The sequence below is a fragment of the Staphylococcus sp. KUGN1 genome (genome assembly GCF_045984185.1).
GTDB lineage: Bacteria > Bacillota > Bacilli > Staphylococcales > Staphylococcaceae > Staphylococcus > Staphylococcus warneri_A.
Genome location: NZ_JBJQIL010000001.1, coordinates 1 through 23,566 on the forward strand (window position 1 = coordinate 1; position 23,566 = coordinate 23,566).

Consider the following 23,566-nt stretch of genomic DNA (forward strand, 5'->3'; position numbering starts at 1 on the left):
CCATTTGTCTGGTGACAATGGCAAGGAGGTCACACCTGTTCCCATGCCGAACACAGAAGTTAAGCTCCTTAGCGCCGATGGTAGTCGGACTAACGTTCCGCTAGAGTAGGACGTTGCCAGGCAAATAATAGGATGCGATGAGCCGCATTGAGACCGTAAGGTCTCTTTTTTTATGCCCAAAAAAGAAAGTCAACGCAGAGCAAATGCGTTTAGACGATGAATTGAAGAATGAGCGCAACGAGCTTAGTCGAGCTAAGTGAGTAAGGGAGAGATGAAAATGAAGAAGTATAAGCGCATTTCTCTCAAGTTGAAAAAGCTCCTTAGCGCCGAAGGTAGCAGACTAACGTTCTAAAGCAAAACAGTGATTGAAAATCACATGTTTTACTTACTTAATAGCATGAGCTATTAAGAACAATAGCCCATGCCAGGCAAATATAATTGAGACCGCAAGGTCTCTTTTTTTATGCCCAAAAATAAAAAGAGTCAGTTTATCCATTTCTCTTTAATTATATCCCTCAAGTTAATTATGAATACAATAGACTAACGTCAATTGCATAAGTAACACTAACTTTTTCAAAAGAAAAAGAAGTGTTACTTTATAATTAACGTATTGATGAGTGCTTCTGTATGGGAAGTTAATTGGTTTTTAGGAATACCACCGAAACCTATAATGAATTTTGGAGTTGAACTTGTATTTTCTTCAAATTCATAGGGGTGTAATTTCAGTGAATGCTTTTTAGCGCGTTGTAAACATTCTTCCATATTTAATCCGTTTAAAACAGTTAGAGTAAAATGCATACCTGTAAGTGCACCGTCAACTTTCAACTGATTTTCGTATGGTGACAAAGCATTTAAAATAAATTGCAACTTTTCTTTATAAATTTTTCTCATTTTATTTAAATGACGTTCAAAACTACCACTACTCATAAATTGTGCAATCATTCTTTGGATATGAACTGGAGCTGTATTGGCTTCTTTATAATGATAATGATGATATTGTTCTAACAATTTCGGTGGTAATACAATATATGCAATTCTGCAACTTGGATAAATAGATTTAGAAAAGGTACTAAGATAAATGACTTTATCCTGTGAATCAAGACTCTGTAATGCAGGGATAGGTTTACCAAAATATCTAAATTCTGAATCATAATCATCTTCGATAATGTATCTATTATCTTGTTGTTGAGCCCAGTTGATGAGTTGGGTTCTTTTCTTTAGATTCATAACATGGCCAGTAGGAAACTGGTGTGAAGGTGTGATATAAATTATGTTATGATCCGATGATAAAATAGGATGAGTTTGTATACCATTTTTCTCGACTGGGACTTGTAAATAGTTGAATTTCTTTTTATCTAATACTTGTTTAATCGGAGGATAACTAGGTTTTTCTATAGCAAATGACGCATCTTCGAGTATATCAGTTAACATATTTAATAATTGTTCTGTTGAAGATCCTATTATGATTTGATCTGGATGAGATGTTACTCCTCTACTGCTGAATAAATAATGCGCAATTTGTTGTCTTAATTCAAATTCACCTTGATTATTTCCTCTTTGTAATAGTTCAAACTGATTATCTTCAAATACATCTTTTGCATATTTTCTAAATAAATGTGAGGGAAAATATTCTGCGTCGATTTCTGATAAGTTAAAAGAATAAGCATAATGTTCTTTATCTTCATCCAAATTTTCATTATTGTTGTATGTAGTTGTGGGCACAACATATTGTTTGGGTAGTACAGGTAATGATTCGATATCGGAGACGTAATAACCTGATCGTGGTTTAGAGTATATAAACCCTTCATCCAATAACAATTGATAGGCGTGTTCAATAGTTGTTTGGCTTAAAGATAAATGCTCACTTAATTGACGTTTTGAAGGGAATCTGTCATTTGACTGATATTGACCTTCTATAATTTGCTTTTTCAACTTTTCGTATAAATCAATATACAGTGATTGTTTCTCTTTCACTCATCTGACCTCCTTTATAATAAATAAATTGAACCTTTTTAAATATCAGTTTATCCTTTACAATTAATTTAATCAAGAAGTAAAGGGGTAGAATTTATGTCTAAAATAGTTGGATCTGAAAGAGTTAAACGAGGAATGGCTGAAATGCAAAAAGGCGGCGTTATTATGGATGTTGTCAATGCGGAACAAGCTAAAATTGCAGAAGAAGCTGGTGCTGTTGCAGTTATGGCATTAGAACGAGTACCTTCTGATATTAGAGCAGCTGGTGGTGTTGCACGTAGTGCTAACCCTAAAATTGTTGAAGAAGTTATGAATGCTGTATCTATTCCAGTTATGGCTAAAGCACGAATTGGTCATATTACAGAAGCTCGTGTATTAGAAGCAATGGGTGTGGATTATATTGATGAATCAGAAGTACTAACACCTGCTGATGAAGAATATCATTTGCGTAAAGATCAATTCACAGTACCTTTTGTATGTGGTTGTCGTAATTTAGGTGAAGCTGCTCGTCGTATCGGCGAAGGGGCTGCTATGTTAAGAACTAAAGGAGAACCGGGTACGGGTAATATTGTCGAAGCAGTAAGACATATGAGAAGAGTTAATGCTGAAGTGAGTCGATTGACTGTTATGAATGATGATGAAATTATGACATTTGCTAAAGATATCGGAACACCATATGAAGTTTTAAAACAAATCAAAGATAATGGTAGATTACCAGTTGTTAACTTTGCTGCAGGTGGCGTTGCAACACCTCAAGATGCTGCTTTAATGATGGAACTAGGTGCAGATGGTGTATTTGTTGGATCAGGTATTTTCAAATCTGAGGATCCAGAAAAATTCGCTAAAGCGATTGTTCAAGCTACGACACACTATCAAGATTATGAGCTAATTGGTAAATTAGCTGCCGAATTAGGAACTGCTATGAAAGGCTTAGACATTAACCAAATTTCATTAGAAGAACGTATGCAAGAGCGTGGTTGGTAATATATGAAAATAGGTGTATTAGCGCTTCAAGGTGCAGTTCGTGAACATATTCGTCATATAGAATTGAGTGGTCATGAAGGTATCGCAATTAAAAAAGTAGAACAATTAGATGATATCGATGGTTTAATCTTACCTGGTGGTGAATCAACAACATTAAGAAGGTTAATGGATTTATATGGTTTTAAAGAAAAGCTTCAGCAATCAGATTTACCTATGTTTGGTACTTGTGCTGGTTTAATCGTACTAGCTAGTGATGTTGAAGGTGAGGAAGGCTATTTAAATAAATTGGATATTACAGTTCAACGTAATTCATTTGGTAGACAAGTAGATAGCTTTGAATCAGAATTAGACATTAAAGGTATCGCTACGGATATAGAAGGTGTTTTTATTAGAGCACCTCATATTGCGAAAGTAGCTGACCATGTTGAAATATTAAGTGAAATTGGCGATAAAATCGTTGCTGTTAAGCAAGATAAATATTTAGGGGTATCATTCCATCCTGAATTAACAGATGATTATCGTGTAACGGACTATTTTATTAACCATATGATTCAAAAATAAAAATAAGGCAATGTATGATTGAGTTTAAATACCCAATCATACATTGCCTTTGTTCATTAAATGAAGAATCCAGCAATTGCTGCTGAAATAAATGATACTAATGTCGCACCGAATAATAATTTTAATCCGAATCTTGCAACAACGTCACCTTTTTTATCATTTAATGATTTAATAGCACCAGAAATAATACCAATAGAGCTAAAGTTAGCAAATGATACTAAGAATACTGAAGTAACACCTTTAGCATGTTCTGAAATGCCATTTAACTTACCTAATGCCTGCATTGCAACGAATTCATTTGATAGTAATTTAGTTGCCATAACAGAACCTGATTGAACCGCATCGTTCCATGGTACACCTGCTAAGAATGCAAATGGAGCAAAAACAAATCCAATTAAAGTTTGGAAATCCCATTTGATTGCACCACCTGAAAGTAAACTGAAAGCACCGCTTACTAAACCATTAAGTAACGCGATGATTGCGATGTATCCAATTAACATCGCGCCTACGATGACTGCCACTTTAAATCCATCTAAAATATACTCCCCAAGCATTTCAAAGAAAGATTGATTTTTAGTTTCACTTTCGGCAACTAATAATTTATCATCTTCTTCATTAACTTTATAAGGATTAATAATTGAAGCGATAATGAAACCACCAAATAAGTTTAATACAACGGCTGTTACGACGTATTTCGGTTCAATTAATGTGAAATAAGCACCAATAATTGAAGCAGATACAGTAGACATTGCAGATGCAGTTAATGTATACAAACGTTGTTTAGGTATATAAGGAAGTTGTTGTTTTAAAGAAATAAATACTTCAGATTGACCTAAAATTGCTGCTGCTACTGCATTGTATGATTCCAAACGTCCCATACCATTGATTTTTGAAATCAGGAAACCTAACACATTAATTATAAATGGTAAAATTTTAGTGTATTGTAAGATACCGATTAATGCTGAAATAAATACAATTGGTAATAAAACGTTAAAGAAAAATGGTGGATTTTTAGGATCTACATATTTAAAACCACCGAAAACGAAGTTAACGCCTTCTGCTGCTTTAGATAGTAAATAACCAAAACCATTAGCAATACCACCAATGACTGTAATACCAATATTTGTTTTTAATAAAATGAAGGCGAAAATTAATTGAATTACTAATAATAATCCAACATATTGCCAACGAATATTCTTTCTATCTGAACTAAATAAGTACGCGAGTGCTAAAAAGAAAATAATTCCAATAATCCCTATGAGAATGTGCATGTTTTTTCATTCCTTTAATTTATTCTATTGTCTATCATACAATAAAAAATAAGCGCTAACATCATAAAATTTAAAAATTTAAAATCAAATTAATTGAAAATGGTCAAAGTTGGTCATATAATATAGTCAAAGAAGGTCAAAAAGAGGTGATAATCATGCATAATATGTCCGACATCATAGAACAGTACATTAAACATTTATTTGAAGAAACCAATGAAGATGTGGTGGAAATTCAAAGAGCAAATATTGCTCAACGTTTTGACTGCGTCCCTTCTCAATTAAACTATGTGATTAAAACGAGATTTACAAATGAGCATGGTTACGAAATAGAAAGTAAACGTGGTGGTGGTGGTTACATCCGAATCACGAAAATTGAAAACAAAGATGAAACAGGTTATATTAATCATTTACTTCAATTAATAGGTCCTTCAATATCCCAACAACAAGCACTTTATTTAATAGATGGCTTGTTAGATAAGGGACTTGTAAATGAAAGAGAAGCAAAAATGATTATTGCTGCTATTGATCGAGAAACGTTAAAAATGGATATTGTATCTCGAGATATTATTAGAGCAAATATTCTTAAAAGAATTTTACCTGTCATAAATTACTACTAGAAGAATTGAGGTGTTGCTTTTTGCTTTGTGAAAATTGCCATTTAAATGAAGCTGAAGTTAAATTAACAGTTAAAAGTAAAGATGGTGTGCAAGAAAAATGGGTATGTAGTACTTGTGCGCAAGGTGATAACCCATGGACGCACCAAGAGCAATCATCCTATCATCATCAAGATGATATAGAAGAAGCATTTGTTGTAAAGCAAATATTACAACATTTAGCGACTAAACATGGTATTAATTTTCAAGAAATGGCATTTCAGGAAGAAAAAAGATGTCCAACTTGTCATATGACGTTAAAAGACATCGCACATGTAGGCAAATTTGGTTGTTCCAATTGCTATGCAACATTCAAGGATGACATCTTAGACATAGTAAGACGTGTGCAAGGCGGTCAGTATGAACATGTTGGAAAAGTGCCTCAATCTTCTTATCATAAGCTTGCGCTTAAAAAGAAAATCGAAGAGAAGAAACAATTTTTACAACAATTAATAGATGAACAAGATTTTGAACAGGAAGCCATTGTTCGAGACGAAATTAAATCGCTACGTGATGAGAGCGAGGTGCAACAGGATGAGTGACTTAGAACCTAACATTAGTGAGTGGATGAAAACGACTAAAGAAGCACCAGTGGTCATTTCTTCAAGAATTCGCTTAGCAAGAAATCTTGAAAATCATGTTCATCCACTCATGTTTCCGACAGAACAAGATGGATTTAGAGTAATAAATGAAGTGCAAGATGCATTACCCAACATGACTTTGAAAAGACTAGACATGATGGACCAACAAAATAAAATGAAATTAGTAGCTAAACATTTAGTGAGTCCAGAGTTGATTAAACAACCAGCATCGGCCGTTCTATTAAATGATGATGAATCAATCAGTGTCATGATTAATGAAGAAGATCATATTAGAATTCAAGCGCTAGGTACAGATTTATCTCTAGAAAGATTGTATAAAGAAGCGTCGACGTTAGATGATGAAATCGATCAACAACTCGATATCAGTTATGATGAACATCTAGGTTATTTAACAACATGTCCTACTAATATAGGAACTGGTATGAGAGCAAGTGTGATGTTGCATTTGCCAGGTCTTTCTATCATGAAAAGAATGTCAGGTATAGCACAAACAATCAATCGATTTGGTTTTACCATTCGAGGAATATACGGTGAAGGGTCACAAGTTTATGGCCACATTTACCAGGTTTCAAACCAATTAACATTGGGGAAAACAGAAGAAGAAATCATAGAGAATTTAACAGAAGTAATCAATCAAATTATAAATGAAGAACTTCAAATTCGATCAAGATTAGATAAACATAAACATTTAGAAACGTTAGATAGAGTTTATCGTTCATTAGGAATACTGCAAAATAGCAGGCTTATCACTATGGAAGAAGCATCTTATCGATTGAGTGAAGTTAAATTAGGCATAGATTTAAATTATATCAAACTAGATAATTTTAAATTCAATGAACTGATGGTAGGAATTCAAACACCATTTTTATTTGATGAAGAGGATGAAACACCAGTCAATGAAAAGAGAGCGAATGTTTTAAGAGAACATATAAAATAGGAGGTAACAAATCATATGCTATTTGGTAGATTAACTGAACGTGCACAAAGAGTATTGGCTCATGCACAAGAAGAAGCAATTCGATTGAACCATTCAAATATTGGAACAGAACATCTTTTATTAGGTCTAATGAAAGAACCTGAAGGTATCGCAGCAAAAGTATTAGAAAGTTTTAATATTACAGAGGATAAAGTTATTGAAGAAGTTGAGAAACTAATTGGTCATGGTCAAGCACCTATGGCAACATTACACTATACACCTAGAGCTAAAAAAGTGATTGAATTATCAATGGATGAAGCACGTAAGCTACATCATAACTTTGTTGGAACAGAACATATTTTACTTGGCTTAATCCGGGAAAATGAAGGTGTAGCAGCACGTGTATTTGCTAACCTTGATTTAAATATCACAAAGGCACGTGCACAAGTGGTTAAAGCATTAGGAAGTCCAGAAATGAGTAATAAAAACGCTCAAGCAAATAAATCTAATAACACACCAACATTAGATGGTTTAGCACGTGATTTAACAATTATTGCTAAAGATGGCACATTAGATCCAGTTGTGGGTCGAGACAAAGAAATTACTCGAGTTATAGAAGTACTTAGTCGTCGTACTAAAAATAATCCTGTATTAATTGGTGAGCCAGGTGTAGGTAAAACAGCAATTGCGGAAGGATTAGCTCAAGCAATAGTGAACAATGAAGTGCCCGAAACACTAAAAAACAAACGTGTCATGTCACTAGATATGGGTACGGTTGTAGCTGGTACAAAATACCGTGGTGAATTTGAAGAACGATTGAAAAAAGTAATGGAAGAAATTCATCAGGCTGGTAATGTGATTCTATTTATTGACGAATTGCATACATTAGTAGGTGCAGGTGGCGCTGAAGGTGCTATAGATGCTTCAAATATCCTCAAACCGGCATTAGCTCGTGGCGAATTACAATGTATTGGTGCCACAACGTTAGACGAATATCGTAAAAACATTGAAAAAGATGCCGCTTTAGAGCGTCGTTTCCAACCTATTCAAGTTGATGAGCCTACAGTTGAAGACACTGTATCAATCTTAAAAGGACTTCGTGATCGTTATGAAGCACATCACCGTATCAATATTTCAGATGAAGCTTTAGAAGCGGCTGCTAAATTAAGTCATCGTTATGTATCAGATCGTTTCTTACCAGACAAAGCGATTGATCTAATTGACGAAGCAAGTTCAAAAGTAAGATTGAAGAGTCATACAACACCTAATAATTTAAAAGAAATTGAACAACAAATTGAAAAAGTAAAAAATGAAAAAGATGCAGCTGTCCATGCACAAGAATTTGAAAATGCAGCTAACCTAAGAGATAAACAAACAAAATTAGAAAAACAATACGAAGAAGCTAAAAATGAATGGAAAAACTCACAAGATGGGGTGAGTACATCATTATCAGAAGAAGATATTGCTGAAGTTATTGCGGGTTGGACAGGTATCCCATTAACTAGAATTAATGAGACAGAATCAGACCGTTTACTAAATCTAGAAGATACACTACATCATAGAGTTATTGGTCAAAAAGATGCCGTTACATCCATCAGTAAAGCTGTTAGACGAGCAAGAGCAGGCTTGAAAGACCCTAAACGTCCAATTGGTAGCTTTATATTCTTAGGGCCTACAGGTGTAGGTAAAACTGAATTAGCCCGTGCTTTAGCAGAGTCAATGTTTGGTGAAGATGATGCTATGATTAGGGTTGATATGAGTGAGTTTATGGAAAAACATGCTGTCAGTCGTTTAGTCGGAGCCCCTCCAGGCTATATTGGACATGATGATGGCGGTCAATTAACTGAAAAAGTAAGACGTAAACCATATTCAGTTATCCTATTTGATGAAATTGAAAAAGCACATCCAGATGTATTTAATATACTTTTACAAGTTTTAGATGATGGTCATTTAACTGATACTAAAGGACGTCAAGTTGATTTCCGAAATACAGTTATCATTATGACATCCAATGTTGGTGCACAAGAATTACAAGACCAACGTTTTGCTGGTTTTGGTGGTGCAGATGATGGTCAAGACTATGAATCTATACGTAAAACAATGATGAAAGAGCTTAAAAATGCTTTCCGTCCTGAGTTCTTAAACCGTGTGGATGATATTATTGTCTTCCATAAATTATCTAAAGATGAACTTAAAGAAATCGTCACTATGATGGTGAATAAATTAACATTGCGTTTATCAGAACAAAATATTAATATCAAAGTTACTGAAAAAGCCAAAGAAAAAATTGCTGAAGAAGGTTATGACCCAGAATATGGCGCAAGACCATTGATTCGTGCAATTCAAAAAACAGTTGAAGATAATCTAAGTGAATTAATCTTAGATGGAAATCAATTGGAAGGTAAAGAAGTAACAGTGGACCATGATGGTGAAGCATTTAAATATGATATTCAAGATAGAAAAGTAGATAAGGCTTCTACTGAAGCGTAAACAATTATAGACTCTATTATGCTATAAGAGGTGGGAACTGAAGTATTCCCACCTCTTTATTTATATTCCGATAACACTATTATTCTAATATTTCCAATGATTACTAAATTGAGTTGTGACATAATAGAAATCAATGCTAGTGATATATAATTGTCTTTATTGATAATTGTAGAAAAGCATTAATTAATAAAAATTAAAATTTACATATTATTACGAAAAAATGACTTTATCGAATTGAATTATGAATACTTTTAAAAAATTAATTAAAGCATTAACATTTAATTTGTCATTATGAAAGTGTCAGTTTAAAATAGATTTGTTCTTAAATATAACGGAGGTGCGAAATTGGCCAAGAAAAAGATAATATTCGAATGTATGGCATGTGGCTATCAATCTCCAAAATGGATGGGAAAGTGTCCTAATTGTGGTGCATGGAACCAGATGGAAGAAATAGTAGAAAAAGCAGCCAACCCTAAACATGGTGTTAAATCTAAAGAAGCAGCAGGAAAAGTACAAACATTAGATAGTATCAAAAATGAATCAACACCACGTATTCTTACAGAATCTAAAGAATTTAACCGTGTACTTGGTGGAGGGATTGTCAATGGATCATTAGTGTTAATAGGCGGAGATCCAGGAATTGGGAAATCCACGTTACTTCTACAAATTTGTGCCTCACTCTCACAATCTAAAAATGTTTTATATATAACAGGTGAGGAATCAATTAACCAAACCAAATTACGTGCAGATCGTTTAGAAGAAGATTCAAGTCAATTACAAGTATTAGCTGAAACAGATTTAGAAGTCATCTATCAAACAGTTAAAGACATTAATCCGGACTTACTAGTCGTCGACTCTATCCAAACGATATACCATCCAGAAATCAGTTCTGCACCAGGGTCTGTGTCACAAGTTAGAGAAAGTACGCAAAGTTTAATGAATATAGCTAAACAAATGAATATAGCTACATTTATTGTTGGACATGTTACAAAAGAAGGTCAAATTGCTGGACCAAGATTACTTGAACATATGGTGGATACTGTATTGTACTTCGAAGGTGATGAACATCATGCTTATCGAATACTAAGAGCAGTTAAAAACCGTTTTGGTTCGACAAATGAGATGGGAATATTTGAAATGAAACAGAGTGGTCTTAAGGGTGTTCTGAACCCTTCAGAGATGTTTTTAGAAGAACGTTCAACTAACGTGCCAGGTTCAACAATTGTTTCAACTATGGAAGGTACAAGACCACTACTTATTGAAGTACAGGCGCTTGTAACACCGACTACATTTAATAATCCACGTCGTATGGCTACTGGTATCGATCACAATCGTTTAAGCCTATTAATGGCAGTTTTAGAGAAAAAAGAAAATTATCTACTACAACAACAAGATGCTTATATTAAGGTTGCTGGTGGCGTAAAATTAACTGAACCTGCAGTTGATTTAAGTATCATCGTCGCTACAGCTTCAAGCTTTAAAGATAAAGCTGTAGACGGCTTAGACTGCTTTATTGGTGAGGTAGGTCTAACAGGAGAAGTAAGGCGGGTTGCTAGAATAGAACAACGTGTGCAAGAAGCGGCTAAATTAGGGTTTAAGAGAGTTATTATTCCACAAACTAATATTGGTGGTTGGACTTTCCCTGAAGGTATTAAAGTAGTAGGCGTTTCATCAGTACACGAAGCATTAAAATACGCATTTAATTCATAAATGATTTGAAAGAGAGGGGGTAAAAAATGAACCCATTAAGATTAATGGTTGTAGCTATTTATATGATTATTGGTGCGACTTTAGGAATCATTATTATTCCAGAAGTTGTGAACGATTTAGGATTTAACCAATTTCCAATTTTGACGAATCATTATATTGACGGACTCATTGGGATTATTGTATTTTTTATTATTTTTGGTTTCTTTATCAAACAAATTACATTTGCTTTTAAAGAGTTAGAACATACAATCATGAAGCGTAGTGCTGTAGAAATATTATTTGCTACAATTGGCTTAATTATTGGACTACTAATCTCTGTAATGATTTCATTTATTTTAGAATTAATAGGGAATTCAGTTTTAAATCATTTTATTCCAATTATTATTACAATGATTTTATGTTATTTTGGCTTTCAATTTGGCTTAAAAAAGAGAGACGAAATGCTTATGTTTTTGCCAGAAAACATCTCACGTTCAATGTCTCAACATTCATTTAAAGCAATCCCTAAAATCATCGACACAAGTGCCATTATTGACGGGAGAGTTATAGATATTATGAAATGTGGATTTATGGACGGAGAGGTACTTATTCCACAAGGTGTGATTAATGAACTACAAGTCATCGCTGATGCTAATGATAGTGTTAAACGAGAAAAAGGACAAAGAGGTTTAGATAAACTGAATCAAATATATGATTTAGAATATCCCACACGTGTAATACACCCAACAAAATCACATAGTGATATAGATACTTTGTTGATTAAATTAGCAAAACAGTATCATGCACATATTATTACAACAGATTTCAATCTTAATAAAGTTTGTCACGTACATGGAATAAGTGCGTTAAATGTTAATGATTTATCTGAAGCGATTAAACCCAATGTACACCAAGGAGACCATTTAAATATCTTACTTACTAAGATGGGGAAAGAGCCAGGTCAAGGAGTTGGTTATTTAGACGATGGTACTATGGTTGTTGTTGATAATGCTAAGAAATTGATAGGACAACATGTTGATTTAGAAGTTATTAGTTTATTACAAACATCATCAGGACGTATTGTCTTTGCTAAAAACTTAAATGAAATAACGGAAGAATGATTATTGTATATGGAAAATCAGTTTCATGTGAAACGAGTTGAAAACCTAGTAGTATGAATACACGAAAAATGAAGGCTAGTAACTTATCAAAGTAGCGTAGAAGTGCTACAATTGTTTCTGACACAATTTGTATTATCAATGATTCATGTTTGACAGATAGACATTATATTTATCATAAAAACTAAATCATAGATAAACATTCGTTACATATTCAATAAGGAAAGTTGAATGAATATTGTTACAATATATAAATATCGATAATTAAAAACTACAGGAGTGGATAAAATGAGTGAACGCGTAAGAGTAAGGTACGCACCAAGTCCAACAGGATACTTGCATATCGGTAATGCACGTACTGCCTTATTTAACTATTTATTTGCTAAGCACTATGGTGGCGATTTTGTAGTGCGTATTGAAGATACTGATAGTAAACGTAATTTAGAGGATGGCGAATCTTCACAATTCGATAACTTAAAATGGTTAGGATTAGAATGGGACGAATCAGTTGATAAAGATAAAGGTTATGGACCATATCGTCAATCTGAACGTGCAGATATCTATAACCCACTTATTAAGCAATTATTAGATGAAGATAAAGCTTATAAATGTTATATGACTGAAGAAGAATTGGAAGCAGAACGTGAAGCGCAAATTGCACGTGGAGAAATGCCAAGATACGGTGGTCAACATGCTCACTTAACAGAAGAGCAACGTCAACAATTCGAAGCGGAAGGTCGTCAACCATCAATTAGATTCCGTGTACCTAAAGATAAAATATATACTTTTAATGATATGGTTAAAGGTGAAATTTCATTTGATTCAAATAATATGGGTGACTGGGTTATCGTGAAAAAAGATGGTGTGCCAACATATAACTTTGCCGTAGCCATAGATGATCATTACATGGAAATCAGTGATGTTATACGTGGTGATGACCATGTTTCAAATACGCCTAAACAATTAATGATTTATGAAGCATTTGGATGGGAAGCACCTAGATTTGCTCATATGTCACTTATTGTTAATGAAGAACGTAAGAAACTAAGTAAACGTGATGGACAAATTTTACAATTCATCGAGCAATATCGTGATTTAGGTTATTTACCAGAAGCGTTATTTAACTTTATTACATTATTAGGTTGGTCACCTGAAGGTGAAGAAGAAATTTATTCTAAAGAAGAATTCATTAAAATCTTTGACGAAAAACGATTATCTAAATCACCTGCATTCTTTGATAAACAAAAATTAGCATGGGTTAATAACCAATATATGAAACAAAAAGATACTGAAACAGTATTTGAATTAGCACTACCACATTTAATTAAAGCTAACTTAATCCCAGAAAACCCTTCTGAAGAAGATTTAGATTGGGGACGTAAACTTGTTGCTTTATATCAAAAAGAAATGAGTTATGCTGGTGAAATCGTTCCACTTTCAGAAATGTTCTTCAATGACATGCCTGAATTTGGTGAAGAGGAAAAAGAAGTAATCAATGGCGAACAAGTGCCAGAACTAATGACACACTTATATGGCAAATTAGAAGCACTTGAACCATTCGAAGCAGCGGAAATTAAAAAAACGATTAAAGAAGTACAAAAAGAAACTGGTATTAAAGGTAAACAATTGTTTATGCCAATTCGTGTTGCGGTTACAGGACAAATGCATGGTCCTGAATTACCGAATACAATTGAAGTGCTTGGTAAAGATAAAGTATTATCACGTTTGAAAGAATATATCTAAGCATATTGATAAAATCAAAAAAGTTGAAATTCACACTTGAAAAATTATAATTTAACACATAATATTGAATGTAATAAGTGAATTAAAACAAAGGATTAGTAATTAAATAGTACATGATGCAGAGAGTGTGCGGTGGCTGCGAGCACAACATGGAAATTAATGAATGCACCTTTGCTAGTTAAATTATATATGGATTAAATGAGAGTAAATTTATGTGATATAATACATTGAATTGATGTATATACAAAGATTTACTGAACGAAGAGTGGAACCGTGCTTATGCGCCTCTAACCCAAAAGTTAGAGGTGCATTTTTTATTTTATTCAAATATACAAATTAAAGAACTAATATTAGTTGTAAAGCTAAGGGGGAGAATGTTTTGTTAAGAAGAATGAGAGACGATATAAAAATGGTGTTTGAACAGGATCCAGCGGCACGCTCAACTATTGAAGTTGTTACAACATATGCAGGATTACATGCGGTATGGAGTCATTTGATTGCGCATAAATTATATAATAATCAGCGTTATGTAGCTGCCAGAGCTATTTCACAAATATCAAGATTTTTTACAGGTATTGAAATTCATCCTGGAGCTAAAATTGGTAAACGTTTATTTATCGACCATGGTATGGGCGTAGTGATTGGTGAAACGTGCACGATTGGGGATAATGTAACGATATATCAAGGTGTAACTTTAGGTGGGACTGGTAAAGAAAAAGGTAAAAGACATCCAGATATCGGGGATAATGTCCTTATCGCAGCTGGGTCAAAGGTTTTAGGCAATATTCAAATTAGTTCTAACGTAAATATAGGTGCGAATTCAGTAGTGTTACAATCAGTACCAAGTTATTCTACAGTTGTAGGTATACCTGGCCATATTGTAAAACAAGATGGTAAACGTATTGGTAAAACATTCGATCATCGTAATTTACCTGATCCATTATTTGAACAAATTAAACACTTAGAAAGACAACTTGAAAAAACAAGAAACGGAGAGATTCAAGATGATTACATTATATAATACGTTAACACGTCAAAAAGAAACATTTGAACCAATAGAACCAGGTAAAGTTAAAATGTATGTTTGTGGTCCAACCGTGTATAACTATATTCATATTGGGAATGCTAGACCGGCGATAAATTATGACGTTGTGCGTAGATATTTTGAATATAAAGGTTATGAAGTGGTATATGTATCCAACTTTACAGATGTCGACGACAAATTAATCAAACGTTCAAAAGAATTAAACGAAAGTGTTCCTGAAATTGCAGATAAATATATTAAGGCATTCTATGAGGACGTAGGTGCACTGAATGTTAAAAAAGCAACATCAAATCCAAGAGTTATGAATCATATGGATGAGATTATTGATTTCATCAAAAAATTAGTGGATGAAGGATATGCTTATGAAAGTAATGGCGATGTCTATTTCAGAACTCGTCAATTTAAAGACTATGGTAAATTAAGTCACCAATCAATTGATGATTTAAAAGTAGGTGCACGTATTGAAGCTGGCGATCAGAAGGAAGATGCACTTGATTTCACTTTATGGAAAAAGGCTAAGCCAGGTGAAATTAGTTGGGAAAGTCCATTTGGAGAAGGTCGTCCAGGTTGGCATATAGAATGTTCAGTTATGGCATTTCATGAACTAGGCCCAACTATTGATATTCATGCAGGTGGATCAGATTTACAATTTCCTCACCATGAAAATGAAATTGCACAATCTGAAGCACATAACCATGCACCATTTGCTAACTATTGGATGCATAATGGCTTTATCAATATTGATAATGAAAAAATGAGTAAGTCATTAGGTAACTTTATTTTAGTACATGATATTATCAAAGAAATTGACCCAGATGTATTAAGATTCTTTATGATTAGTGTTCATTATCGTAGCCCAATCAACTATAATTTAGAACTTGTGAGCGCTGCTAAAAGTGGGCTTGAACGTATTAGAAATAGTTACCAACTTATCGAAGAAAGAGAAGCTATCGCGACAGATATAGATAATCAGGAAGAATATATCAATCAAATTGATCAAATTTTAGAAAACTTTGAAACAGTAATGGATGACGACTTTAACACTGCTAATGCAGTAACAGCATGGTATGATTTGGCTAAATTAGCGAATCGATATGTTTTAGAAAACGTAACATCTACAAACGTAATTGCTAAATTTAAAGAAGTATATCAAATATTCAGTGATGTCTTAGGAGTCCCGCTAAAAGGAAACCAACAAGATGATCTATTGGACGAAGAAATTGAAAAATTGATAGAAGAGCGAAATGAAGCTCGCAAAAATAAAGACTTCGCACGTGCTGATGAAATTAGAGATCATTTAAAAGAACAAAATATTATTTTAGAAGATACACCTCAAGGTGTTAGATTTAAACGTGGATAATATGAATATTAAATTACTGAACCCGTTAACATTAGCCTATATGGGAGATGCCGTTTTAGATCAACATGTTCGAGAATATATCGTACTCAAATTACGAAGTAAACCCAATCGATTACATCAAATGTCTAAGTTATATGTGTCAGCGAAAAGCCAAGCACAGACACTTGAAACACTTATTGGTGAGGCATGGTTTACTGAAGAAGAAATGGATATATTAAAAAGAGGGCGCAATGCCAAAAGTTATACTAAAGCTAAAAATACAGACGTTCAAACGTATCGTAAAAGTTCTGCATTAGAAGCGGTAATTGGCTTTTTGTATCTAGAACATAGAGAAGAACGATTGAAAGCATTACTAAATAAAATCATAGAAATAGTTAACGAGAGGTCGTGAGTACGTGGAAGATATAGTCATTGTTGGTAGACATGCAGTAAAGGAAGCCATTATTTCAGGTCATTCTATAAATAAAATTTTGATTCAAGACGGTATAAAAAAACAACAAATTAACGATATTTTAAAAAATGCAAAAGATCAAAAACTAATAGTACAAACAGTACCAAAATCCAAATTAGATTTCTTATCAACTGCACCTCATCAGGGTGTAGCAGCATTAGTAGCACCATATGAATATGCAGATTTTGATCAATTTTTAAAGCAACAAAAAGAAAAAGATGGTTTATCTACGGTTATCATACTAGATGGATTAGAAGATCCTCATAATCTCGGATCAATCTTAAGAACGGCTGACGCATCAGGTGTTGATGGCGTGATTATTCCTAAACGTCGTTCTGTTTCATTAACTCAAACGGTTGCTAAAGCATCTACAGGTGCAATTCAACATGTGCCAGTGATTAGAGTAACAAACTTAGCCAAAACCATTGATGAATTAAAAAGCAACGGTTTTTGGGTCGCTGGTACAGAAGCGAATAACGCAACAGATTATAGAGACTTAGAAGCTGATATGTCATTAGCAATTGTAATTGGTAGTGAAGGGCAAGGTATGAGTAGATTAGTAAGTGATAAATGTGATTTTTATATTAAAATTCCTATGGTCGGTCATGTGAATAGTTTAAATGCATCTGTTGCTGCTAGTTTAATGATGTATGAGGTATTCCGTAAAAGACACTCGAACGGAAATAAATAATGAAAGAACGTTATTTAATAATTGATGGGTATAACATGATTGGCCAATCACCAACGTTAAGTAAAATTGCCAAGGAAAACTTAGAAGAGGCGAGAGAACAACTCATTGATGCGATTGCAAACTATAATGCTGTTATTGCCGATGAAATTGTTTGTGTCTTTGATGCTTACGAACAATCCGGCAAAGAAAGAGAATATATGTACCATGGCGTGAAAACACTATTTACTAAAGAAAAGGAAACGGCAGATAGTTTTATTGAACGATATGTGTATGAATTATACGATAAACATACAACGCATATTACAGTTGTGACGAGTGATATGAGCGAACAACATGCTATTTTTGGTTCAGGCGCTTATCGCGTATCTTCAAGAGAAATGTGGAGAGATTTGAGAGAAAATCAAATAACGGTGAGTAAATCCCTCGAAGATATTACAGAAACAAAGCCAAGAACTCGAATTCCGCTATCAGAAGACATACTTGCAGAATTTGAAAAAATACGAAGAGGAAACCACAAAAAAGACTGATTTTGCAACATTGTTATTTAGAAAGTGTTTCATATAAAATAGCCTTAAAATTTTGAAAGGCAACTATGGTATGACACAAAAGAATAACAACATAAAACAGCAATCAGTATTATTATCAAAGTCACAAAAAATAGATTTAGAATTAAAAGCTATCCTTCAACAATTCAATTCTTTTATTGTGGGTAGAATTAATTACATTTCTCAAAATGATTTTGAAAAAGACGACCTCTATCAAGAAGTACTCATCAAACTATATCTAGCACTTAAACGCCAACAGTTTCAATATGATGATTCGTTTATAAAATATATATCGCGCCTCATCAAATCAGTGAAATGTGATTACTATCGACGGTATTATACTCAACAAAAGCGGTTTACGAATGTAGTGAATGATGCTGTGGTTGAATATCAAACGAATTTGCTTGACCATGATCGAGTTGAAAAAGAAATCTTAACATGTGAAGCAATCAAACTATTAAATGATGCGTGTGAGAAATTAACTAAACAAGAACGAGAAGTATTTGAGTTATATAGTAAAGGTTATAAACCAAAAGAAATTGTACGTTTACTAAATATAAAAGACAAAGTAGTTTACAATGCGATACAACGTTGTAAAATGAAAATAAGACATCATTTAGAATATAGATTAAAATAATAGTGTAGTGTGACGACAATCTGTTCCCACTAATACTTACTGTGATAGTCATATATCAGTTTGACATTCGTATTTAGATTTATGTATAGTAGACTGGTATATTAATGAGTAAAGGTGAATGAAAGTGAAAAAAGTACCCTTGAATTGTGAAGAGTGTGGCAATAGAAATTATCATGTACCCAAAAAAGAAGGTTCAGCAGAACGATTGACCCTTAAGAAATACTGTTCAAGATGCAATGCTCATACAGTACATAAAGAATCAAAATAAACAATAATCAAATGTTTAATGGCTATTGTTAAAGATTTGGAGGTTTTATTAGTGGCTAAAAAAGAAAGCTTTTTTCAAGGTGTAAAATCAGAAATGGAAAAGACAAGTTGGCCAACTAAAGAAGAATTGTTTAAATATACTGTTATAGTAGTATCAACAGTAATATTCTTCTTAGTCTTTTTCTATGCCTTAGATTTAGGAATTACAGCATTGAAAAATTTATTAATAGGTTAGGAGTGGCGACATGTCTGAAGAAGTAGGCGCAAAGCGTTGGTATGCAGTGCATACATACTCAGGATATGAAAATAAAGTTAAAAAGAATCTTGAAAAAAGAGTAGAATCAATGAATATGACAGAACAAATCTTTAGAGTTGTCATACCTGAAGAAGAAGAAACACAAGTTAAAGATGGTAAAGCAAAAAAACTTGTGAAGAAAACATTCCCTGGTTATGTGCTAGTTGAACTTGTAATGACAGATGAGTCATGGTACGTAGTAAGAAATACACCAGGTGTGACTGGATTTGTCGGTTCAGCTGGAGCTGGTTCAAAACCTAACCCATTACTACCAGAAGAAGTTCGCTTTATTCTTAAACAAATGGGATTAAAAGAAAAAACAATCGATGTCGAGTTAGATGTTGGAGAACAAGTACGCATTAAATCTGGACCATTCGCAAACCAAGTTGGAGAAGTTCAAGAGATTGAAGCGGAAAAATTCAAATTAACTGTTTTAGTTGACATGTTTGGACGTGAAACACCAGTAGAAGTAGAATTTGATCAAATCGAAAAATTATAGTGAGATGCTTTAACGTTTTTAAATGTAAAAGTTGAAATTTTACTATTGCTTTTTGAAATAAAAAAGTGTTAAAATAATGTGGTCGCGCTTTTAGAGCGTTCATTTCGTCACGAAATGTTAAGAGTGGGAGGGCAAAACTGAGCCCTGTGACCACATCACGATATCAAGGAGGTGCACATCGTGGCTAAAAAAGTAGAAAAAGTAGTTAAATTACAAATTCCTGCAGGTAAAGCAAACCCAGCACCACCAGTTGGTCCAGCATTAGGTCAAGCAGGTGTGAATATTATGGGATTCTGTAAAGAGTTCAATGCACGTACTCAAGAACAAGCAGGTTTAATCATCCCGGTAGAAATTAGTGTATATGAAGACCGTTCATTTACATTCATTACAAAAACTCCACCGGCTCCAGTACTACTTAAAAAAGCAGCTGGCGTTGAAAAAGGTTCAGGCGAACCTAACAAAAACAAAGTTGCTTCAGTAACTAAAGATCAAGTACGTGAAATTGCTAACAGCAAAATGCAAGACTTAAATGCTGCTGACGAAGAAGCAGCTATGCGTATTATCGAAGGTACTGCTCGTAGTATGGGAATCACTGTAGAATAATAAGCAATCAAATTTAATTTGAAATGAACTGATTTAGACGATAAAAGCAGGTAACAGAATAGGTAAACAATCCATATTGTCTATGACATCTTATTACACTTTGGTCTCTGTGGCTAATTTGATTAAGACACTATCTGTTATCTGCTCTTAACTTGTGGCTAACACAAGTAAATGTGGGAGGAAATTCCGCTAAAACCACTAAAGGAGGAACAATAAATGGCTAAAAAAGGTAAAAAGTATCAAGAAGCAGCTAATAAAGTTGACCGTACTCAATACTATAGTGTTGAAGAAGCAATCAAATTAGCTAAAGAAACAAGCATTGCTAACTTTGACGCATCAGTTGAAGTTGCATTCCGTTTAGGAATTGATACACGTAAAAATGACCAACAAATCCGTGGTGCAGTTGTACTACCAAACGGAACTGGTAAATCACAACGTGTATTAGTATTCGCAAAAGGTGACAAAATCACTGAAGCTGAAGAAGCAGGCGCAGATTACGTAGGTGAATCTGATTACGTACAAAAAATCCAACAAGGTTGGTTCGACTTTGACGTAGTAGTTGCTACTCCAGACATGATGGGCGAAGTTGGTAAACTTGGTCGTGTATTAGGACCTAAAGGTTTAATGCCAAACCCTAAAACTGGTACTGTAACTATGGATGTTAAAAAAGCTGTTGAAGAAATCAAAGCTGGTAAAGTTGAATACCGTGCTGAAAAAGCTGGTATCGTACATGCTTCTATCGGTAAAGTTTCATTTAGCGATGAAAAATTAGTTGAAAACTTCAAAGCCTTACAAGATGTATTAGCAAAAGCTAAACCATCTTCATCTAAAGGTACTTACTTCAAATCTGTTGCTGTTACAACAACAATGGGTCCTGGAGTTAAAGTTGATACTGCTTCATTCAAACTATAATTTAAATATATTTAAATTACATCAAGCCTAGGACAATGAATGTTCTAGGCTTGATTTTTGAAAGAGAAAATTGACGATTTTTATAAACGTTGTATTTTAATTGTATTTAAGTAAACAATATGCAGTCAGCATCTGAGTTATTCGATTTCAAAATATAATTGGATCCTGATCATATTGGCTTGACTAAGGGATCAAACATATCAGAATTACTCAGAGAAACGTTAAGTATTAAAATGCAAAGGAATAGGAACGCCTGAGCAAAAGCTCATGCATAAGAAACTCTAAGCATTAAAATGCAAAGAGTTTCTAAAAATATATTGACATATTACAATTAAACGGTTATATTAATTATTGTGATTATTTTACCTAAGACAGTAGGAGTTATTTGATAACTTAAAAACCGATCCTGCCGAGGCTAAAATTGACTTGAACGTGACCATTAAACTTTCAAGCACTTTTTGCCGTGGGTAGAAAGTGCTTTTTTTATTAATCTTAAAAAAAGCACCGAAAAATACTAAATGGAGGTGTCTGAATGTCTGTTATCATTGAAGCTAAAAAACAATTAGTTGATACTATTGCTGATCAACTTAAAAACTCAGTTTCAACAGTGATCGTTGACTACCGTGGATTAACAGTAGCTGAAGTTACTGAATTACGTAAACAATTACGTGAAGCTGGTGTTGAGTATAAAGTATACAAAAACACAATGGTACGTCGCGCAGCTGAAAAAGCTGGAATCGAAGGCTTAGATGAATTCTTAACAGGTCCAACTGCTATTGCAACTTCAACTGAAGATGTTGTAGCTCCAGCAAAAGTTATTGCAGGATTTGCTAAAGAACATGAAGCTTTAGAAGTTAAATCAGGCGTTATGGAAGGAAATGTTATTTCAGCAGAAGAAGTTAAAACTGTTGGTTCATTACCTTCACACGACGGTCTTGTATCTATGCTTTTATCTGTATTACAAGCTCCAGTACGCAACTTCGCTTATGCGGTTAAAGCTGTTGGAGAACAAAAAGAAGAAAGCGCTGAATAATTGCGCATAAAAAATTAAAAATAACGGAGGAATTATAAAATGGCTAATCAAGAACAAATCATTGAAGCAATTAAAGAAATGTCAGTTTTAGAATTAAACGATTTAGTAAAAGCAATTGAAGAAGAATTTGGTGTAACTGCAGCAGCTCCAGTAGCAGCAGCAGGTGCAGCTGGCGGCGGAGAAGCAGCAGCTGAAAAAACTGAATTTGATGTTGAATTAACTTCAGCTGGATCTTCAAAAATCAAAGTTGTTAAAGCTGTTAAAGAAGCAACTGGCTTAGGATTAAAAGATGCTAAAGAATTAGTAGACGGAGCTCCTAAAGTAATCAAAGAAGCTATGCCTAAAGAAGACGCTGAAAAACTTAAAGAACAATTAGAAGAAGTTGGAGCTACTGTAGAATTAAAATAGTTCTAGTTTCCTAACTAAATAATATGGTTATCGATTTTGAATCGTAGCCACATTCTTTGAGAAGTTAAAAACCCCGTTATCGCGATAACGGGGTTTTTAATTCATTTATAGCTAAATTTATAATGATAGGAATGCAAAAGACTAATAGAGGTGAAGACATGAGTCATTACTACGACGAAAATCCGGATGTAAAAAGTGATGAAAAGCATATTACTTATGAATGTTATCAACATTCTATTAATTTAATAACAGATAATGGTGTATTTTCTAGAGATAAAGTAGATTTTGGATCAGATTTACTAATCCAATCATTCTTGAAGGCAAATCCTCCTGGACCAAGTAAAACGATTGCAGATGTAGGTTGTGGATATGGGCCGATTGGGTTGATGATCGCCAAAGTATCACCGCACCACCAGATTACAATGTTAGACGTCAATCGTAGAGCATTAGAATTAGCTAAAAAGAATAAAAAGAAAAATCATATTGAAAATGCGGATATTTTTGAAAGTGATGGTATGACTCAGGTTGATGATAACCAATTTGATTTTGTATTAACAAATCCGCCAATCAGAGCGGGTAAAGCTGTCGTTCATCGTATTTTTGAAGAAGCGTATCAAAAACTGAAAAGCAATGGCGAATTATATGTTGTTATTCAAAAAAAGCAAGGTATGCCTTCGGCTAAAAAGAAAATGGATGAATTATTTAACAATGTGGAAGTTGTGAATAAAAGTAAAGGATACTATATATTGAAAAGCGTAAAAGCTTGATTTAAAAGTATTATTCTGATATAGTTATAAAATGTAAAAATTTATGTTCAAT

25 protein-coding genes, 1 rRNA gene and 1 other annotated feature are annotated in these 23,566 nt (G+C 33.7%); of the genes, 24 read left to right on the plus strand and 2 right to left on the minus strand.

Features of this window, described 5'->3' with window-relative positions; genetic code table 11:
* Nucleotides 1–7 precede the first annotated feature (7 nt).
* Nucleotides 8–122 (plus strand): 5S ribosomal RNA (gene rrf, locus ACJQQZ_RS00005).
* Nucleotides 123–591: 469 nt separating this feature from the next.
* Here the strand turns inward: rrf and pdxR are convergent.
* Nucleotides 592–1,974, minus strand: a complete 1,383-nt coding sequence (pdxR, locus tag ACJQQZ_RS00010; RefSeq protein ID WP_002451193.1) for a MocR-like pyridoxine biosynthesis transcription factor PdxR — start codon at nt 1,972–1,974, stop codon at nt 592–594.
* 96 nt (nt 1,975–2,070) lie between these two features.
* Between pdxR and pdxS the strand changes: the two genes are divergently transcribed.
* Nucleotides 2,071–2,958 carry a pyridoxal 5'-phosphate synthase lyase subunit PdxS gene (pdxS, locus tag ACJQQZ_RS00015; RefSeq protein ID WP_124228573.1) on the plus strand — a complete coding sequence of 296 codons (888 nt, stop codon included), beginning with the start codon at nt 2,071–2,073 and terminating at the stop codon, nt 2,956–2,958.
* Nucleotides 2,959–2,961: 3 nt separating this feature from the next.
* Entirely contained in the window at nt 2,962–3,519 is a 558-nt protein-coding gene (gene pdxT / locus ACJQQZ_RS00020) for a pyridoxal 5'-phosphate synthase glutaminase subunit PdxT (protein WP_002451195.1), read from the plus strand.
* 56 nt (nt 3,520–3,575) lie between these two features.
* Here the strand turns inward: pdxT and ACJQQZ_RS00025 are convergent, their stop codons facing one another.
* Nucleotides 3,576–4,790 (minus strand): NupC/NupG family nucleoside CNT transporter, encoded by a 1,215-nt coding sequence (locus ACJQQZ_RS00025; RefSeq protein WP_002451196.1) that lies wholly within the window; start codon nt 4,788–4,790, stop codon nt 3,576–3,578.
* A 155-nt stretch (nt 4,791–4,945) separates the two neighbouring features.
* Between ACJQQZ_RS00025 and ACJQQZ_RS00030 the strand changes: the two genes are divergently transcribed.
* The 21 genes from ACJQQZ_RS00030 (at nt 4,946) to ACJQQZ_RS00130 (ending at nt 23,514) form a co-directional block, all read left to right on the plus strand.
* Nucleotides 4,946–5,407 (plus strand): CtsR family transcriptional regulator, encoded by a 462-nt coding sequence (locus ACJQQZ_RS00030; RefSeq protein WP_002451197.1) that lies wholly within the window; start codon nt 4,946–4,948, stop codon nt 5,405–5,407.
* Nucleotides 5,408–5,427: 20 nt separating this feature from the next.
* On the plus strand, nt 5,428–5,985 hold the full coding sequence (locus ACJQQZ_RS00035; RefSeq protein ID WP_002451198.1) for a hypothetical protein: 558 nt from the start codon (nt 5,428–5,430) through the stop codon (nt 5,983–5,985).
* On the plus strand, nt 5,978–6,982 hold the full coding sequence (locus ACJQQZ_RS00040) for a protein arginine kinase (protein WP_002451199.1): 1,005 nt from the start codon (nt 5,978–5,980) through the stop codon (nt 6,980–6,982). Before ACJQQZ_RS00035 ends, ACJQQZ_RS00040 begins: the two co-directional genes overlap by 8 nt.
* 15 nt (nt 6,983–6,997) lie before the next feature.
* Nucleotides 6,998–9,451 carry an ATP-dependent Clp protease ATP-binding subunit gene (locus ACJQQZ_RS00045; RefSeq protein WP_002451200.1) on the plus strand — a complete coding sequence of 818 codons (2,454 nt, stop codon included), beginning with the start codon at nt 6,998–7,000 and terminating at the stop codon, nt 9,449–9,451.
* Between the two features lie 345 nt (nt 9,452–9,796).
* Nucleotides 9,797–11,161, plus strand: a complete 1,365-nt coding sequence (gene radA, locus ACJQQZ_RS00050; protein WP_002451201.1) for a DNA repair protein RadA — start codon at nt 9,797–9,799, stop codon at nt 11,159–11,161.
* A 26-nt stretch (nt 11,162–11,187) separates the two neighbouring features.
* Nucleotides 11,188–12,261 (plus strand): PIN/TRAM domain-containing protein, encoded by a 1,074-nt coding sequence (locus tag ACJQQZ_RS00055; RefSeq protein WP_002451202.1) that lies wholly within the window; start codon nt 11,188–11,190, stop codon nt 12,259–12,261.
* A gap of 285 nt (nt 12,262–12,546) precedes the next feature.
* A complete protein-coding gene (gltX, locus tag ACJQQZ_RS00060; protein ID WP_124228571.1) occupies nt 12,547–14,001 on the plus strand; it encodes a glutamate--tRNA ligase in 1,455 nt (484 codons plus the stop codon).
* 391 nt (nt 14,002–14,392) lie between these two features.
* A complete protein-coding gene (cysE, locus tag ACJQQZ_RS00065; protein WP_171970107.1) occupies nt 14,393–15,022 on the plus strand; it encodes a serine O-acetyltransferase in 630 nt (209 codons plus the stop codon).
* Entirely contained in the window at nt 15,006–16,406 is a 1,401-nt protein-coding gene (gene cysS, locus ACJQQZ_RS00070; RefSeq protein WP_002451205.1) for a cysteine--tRNA ligase, read from the plus strand. The genes cysE and cysS overlap by 17 nt, the downstream gene beginning before the upstream one ends.
* Nucleotide 16,407: 1 nt before the next feature.
* Nucleotides 16,408–16,797 (plus strand): Mini-ribonuclease 3, encoded by a 390-nt coding sequence (locus ACJQQZ_RS00075; protein WP_037552091.1) that lies wholly within the window; start codon nt 16,408–16,410, stop codon nt 16,795–16,797.
* Between the two features lie 4 nt (nt 16,798–16,801).
* Nucleotides 16,802–17,548: a 23S rRNA (guanosine(2251)-2'-O)-methyltransferase RlmB gene (gene rlmB / locus ACJQQZ_RS00080; RefSeq protein ID WP_002451207.1), complete on the plus strand. Its 747-nt coding sequence runs from the start codon at nt 16,802–16,804 to the stop codon at nt 17,546–17,548.
* Entirely contained in the window at nt 17,548–18,075 is a 528-nt protein-coding gene (locus ACJQQZ_RS00085) for an NYN domain-containing protein (protein WP_124228570.1), read from the plus strand. Before rlmB ends, ACJQQZ_RS00085 begins: the two co-directional genes overlap by 1 nt.
* Nucleotides 18,076–18,145: 70 nt before the next feature.
* The gene (locus ACJQQZ_RS00090) at nt 18,146–18,730 is read left to right on the plus strand and encodes a sigma-70 family RNA polymerase sigma factor (protein ID WP_124228569.1); all 585 of its coding nucleotides are present in this window, start codon (nt 18,146–18,148) and stop codon (nt 18,728–18,730) included.
* Nucleotides 18,731–18,854: 124 nt separating this feature from the next.
* A complete protein-coding gene (gene rpmG / locus ACJQQZ_RS00095; RefSeq protein WP_002451211.1) occupies nt 18,855–18,998 on the plus strand; it encodes a 50S ribosomal protein L33 in 144 nt (47 codons plus the stop codon).
* A gap of 51 nt (nt 18,999–19,049) precedes the next feature.
* Complete coding sequence (gene secE, locus ACJQQZ_RS00100) at nt 19,050–19,232, plus strand: preprotein translocase subunit SecE (RefSeq protein WP_002451212.1); 183 nt, start codon at nt 19,050–19,052, stop codon at nt 19,230–19,232.
* A 10-nt stretch (nt 19,233–19,242) separates the two neighbouring features.
* Complete coding sequence (gene nusG, locus ACJQQZ_RS00105) at nt 19,243–19,791, plus strand: transcription termination/antitermination protein NusG (protein WP_002451213.1); 549 nt, start codon at nt 19,243–19,245, stop codon at nt 19,789–19,791.
* 180 nt (nt 19,792–19,971) lie between these two features.
* Nucleotides 19,972–20,394 (plus strand): 50S ribosomal protein L11, encoded by a 423-nt coding sequence (gene rplK, locus ACJQQZ_RS00110; RefSeq protein WP_002451214.1) that lies wholly within the window; start codon nt 19,972–19,974, stop codon nt 20,392–20,394.
* 216 nt (nt 20,395–20,610) lie between these two features.
* Nucleotides 20,611–21,306, plus strand: coding sequence for a 50S ribosomal protein L1 (rplA, locus tag ACJQQZ_RS00115; protein WP_002451215.1), 696 nt, complete (start codon nt 20,611–20,613; stop codon nt 21,304–21,306).
* A gap of 347 nt (nt 21,307–21,653) precedes the next feature.
* Nucleotides 21,654–21,799, plus strand: a sequence feature (ribosomal protein L10 leader region).
* A 39-nt stretch (nt 21,800–21,838) separates the two neighbouring features.
* Nucleotides 21,839–22,339: a 50S ribosomal protein L10 gene (rplJ, locus tag ACJQQZ_RS00120; RefSeq protein WP_124228568.1), complete on the plus strand. Its 501-nt coding sequence runs from the start codon at nt 21,839–21,841 to the stop codon at nt 22,337–22,339.
* Nucleotides 22,340–22,378: 39 nt separating this feature from the next.
* On the plus strand, nt 22,379–22,747 hold the full coding sequence (gene rplL, locus ACJQQZ_RS00125) for a 50S ribosomal protein L7/L12 (protein ID WP_002451217.1): 369 nt from the start codon (nt 22,379–22,381) through the stop codon (nt 22,745–22,747).
* Nucleotides 22,748–22,905: 158 nt separating this feature from the next.
* Nucleotides 22,906–23,514, plus strand: a complete 609-nt coding sequence (locus ACJQQZ_RS00130) for a class I SAM-dependent methyltransferase (protein ID WP_002451218.1) — start codon at nt 22,906–22,908, stop codon at nt 23,512–23,514.
* The last annotated feature ends 52 nt before the right edge of the window (nt 23,515–23,566 follow it).

What these genes read in the sequence shown, in the direction of transcription:
- rplL (WP_002451217.1), top strand. Translation starts at nt 22,379, where the DNA reads ATGGCTAATCAAGAACAAATCATTGAAGCAATTAAAGAAATGTCAGTT.
- ACJQQZ_RS00090 (WP_124228569.1), top strand. Translation starts at nt 18,146, where the DNA reads ATGACACAAAAGAATAACAACATAAAACAGCAATCAGTATTATTATCA.
- ACJQQZ_RS00045 (WP_002451200.1), top strand. Translation starts at nt 6,998, where the DNA reads ATGCTATTTGGTAGATTAACTGAACGTGCACAAAGAGTATTGGCTCAT.
- cysS (WP_002451205.1), top strand. Translation starts at nt 15,006, where the DNA reads ATGATTACATTATATAATACGTTAACACGTCAAAAAGAAACATTTGAA.
- rplJ (WP_124228568.1), top strand. Translation starts at nt 21,839, where the DNA reads ATGTCTGTTATCATTGAAGCTAAAAAACAATTAGTTGATACTATTGCT.
- ACJQQZ_RS00075 (WP_037552091.1), top strand. Translation starts at nt 16,408, where the DNA reads ATGAATATTAAATTACTGAACCCGTTAACATTAGCCTATATGGGAGAT.
- ACJQQZ_RS00130 (WP_002451218.1), top strand. Translation starts at nt 22,906, where the DNA reads ATGAGTCATTACTACGACGAAAATCCGGATGTAAAAAGTGATGAAAAG.
- pdxS (WP_124228573.1), top strand. Translation starts at nt 2,071, where the DNA reads ATGTCTAAAATAGTTGGATCTGAAAGAGTTAAACGAGGAATGGCTGAA.
- cysE (WP_171970107.1), top strand. Translation starts at nt 14,393, where the DNA reads ATGAGAGACGATATAAAAATGGTGTTTGAACAGGATCCAGCGGCACGC.
- gltX (WP_124228571.1), top strand. Translation starts at nt 12,547, where the DNA reads ATGAGTGAACGCGTAAGAGTAAGGTACGCACCAAGTCCAACAGGATAC.
- rplA (WP_002451215.1), top strand. Translation starts at nt 20,611, where the DNA reads ATGGCTAAAAAAGGTAAAAAGTATCAAGAAGCAGCTAATAAAGTTGAC.
- pdxT (WP_002451195.1), top strand. Translation starts at nt 2,962, where the DNA reads ATGAAAATAGGTGTATTAGCGCTTCAAGGTGCAGTTCGTGAACATATT.
- ACJQQZ_RS00025 (WP_002451196.1), bottom strand. Translation starts at nt 4,790, where the DNA reads ATGCACATTCTCATAGGGATTATTGGAATTATTTTCTTTTTAGCACTC.
- ACJQQZ_RS00085 (WP_124228570.1), top strand. Translation starts at nt 17,548, where the DNA reads ATGAAAGAACGTTATTTAATAATTGATGGGTATAACATGATTGGCCAA.
- ACJQQZ_RS00055 (WP_002451202.1), top strand. Translation starts at nt 11,188, where the DNA reads ATGAACCCATTAAGATTAATGGTTGTAGCTATTTATATGATTATTGGT.
- nusG (WP_002451213.1), top strand. Translation starts at nt 19,243, where the DNA reads ATGTCTGAAGAAGTAGGCGCAAAGCGTTGGTATGCAGTGCATACATAC.
- ACJQQZ_RS00040 (WP_002451199.1), top strand. Translation starts at nt 5,978, where the DNA reads ATGAGTGACTTAGAACCTAACATTAGTGAGTGGATGAAAACGACTAAA.
- ACJQQZ_RS00030 (WP_002451197.1), top strand. Translation starts at nt 4,946, where the DNA reads ATGCATAATATGTCCGACATCATAGAACAGTACATTAAACATTTATTT.